Source organism: Pseudoalteromonas sp. S2755 (assembly GCF_005886535.1).
GTDB lineage: Bacteria > Pseudomonadota > Gammaproteobacteria > Enterobacterales > Alteromonadaceae > Pseudoalteromonas.
The window spans coordinates 1-1190 of record NZ_PNDS01000234.1 but is presented as its reverse complement, the minus strand read 5'-3'; the positions used below and the strand labels follow the sequence as shown (position 1 = coordinate 1190).

Annotated in this window: 1 protein-coding gene and 1 pseudogene; both read right to left on the bottom strand. The window is 44.8% G+C overall.

Translation table 11 applies throughout. The features are described from left to right. On the bottom strand, nt 1–436 hold a 436-nt coding region (locus CWC03_RS23020), incomplete at its 3' end, for a putative hydro-lyase (protein WP_502705381.1). A gap of 12 nt (nt 437–448) precedes the next feature. Beyond that, nucleotides 449–1190, bottom strand: a pseudogene (locus CWC03_RS23015) (glycosyl hydrolase family 3); the annotation flags it as partial.

Below are 1190 nucleotides of genomic sequence, written 5' to 3'. Positions count from 1 at the left end.
GTGGTAAAGGTGTGGTTGGGTTCGCCGATGGTGGATTTATTCCATACTGCGCGAGTAAGTTATCAAAAGAAAGATAACTGGCAAAAGCAAAGGTAACTAAATCGTCGCGCCAGTGCTCTTCTATGTTATGGCATTCTTGGGCGAGCTGGCCATGTTTTAAAATCTGATACTTGGGGAGGTGGTAGCGTATGTCTATATCTTTCCCCAACGTGTCAAAGTTGAAATTACCCGGCTCGCTGGGCGGAATAATCAGCTTGCAAACGGATTGATTACTCTCACAAAAACGGAAGAATGAATATGCTTCGCTTTGTGGCAAAATAATCACATTACATTGTGTGAACCCAGGCACAAACCCTTTAGTAGGGCCCGTATAATCACCATCCTTGATCATTTTTCTTATTGCATGTGGTGCACTTAAAGAAGCACTGGGATCCATAGATTCCTCCAATTAGTGGTTTACTGTAACAGGCAGTGAACCTTCCGCTTTCGCTATTCCTAAAATCACTTTGGCCAGCGCCGTGTAGGCAGGCCCAGTTACTTTTTTATCACGATTTACGTCTACATTATAAGCATAACTTGCTAATACTGCGTTACTAAGAGGGCCAAAGGTACTAATTTCGTATGGTGCTCTTAGGCTGATAAATAGCTGCTTTTTACCCAGTTTTTGACCGTATTGCAGTAATGCTTTCAGCGCCTCAGGTTGCACATTACGCGCCACACCATGCTCTCGTAACTTTTTCACATCGTCCATGCCGCCAATTTCAACCGCACTTTGCGGTGGCGATGCATGTGCGGCGATTATCACGTCGGCCTGTTTAATTGCATCATGTGCAATGTCTGGGTCGTAGGCTTGTAGGCTTGTACAAGAAAGTGTGAGCGAGTTTTTACTGTATGTTTGTAATGCTTGCTCAAGTGCAAAACATTTTTGCCTATCTGGCATGATAAGGTGAACAACTTGTGCGTTATCTCTGAGCGGCAATACACCATCGTTTTTTACTTCAGTAATAGCCGCTAGTGCAAGCGCTGCTTCTAAGCGACGATGGCTTGGATTACCCAGTGTTGAATTGGCAATGGCCAAAGAAGCGCTTGATTGTGGCAGCTTTGTCTTGAGCTTGGCGATACGCGCCATAGAACTGTTAAGTTGCTCTTGGTTTAGTTTATTGGTATCAAGCGCTGCGGTTAGCTCAGCC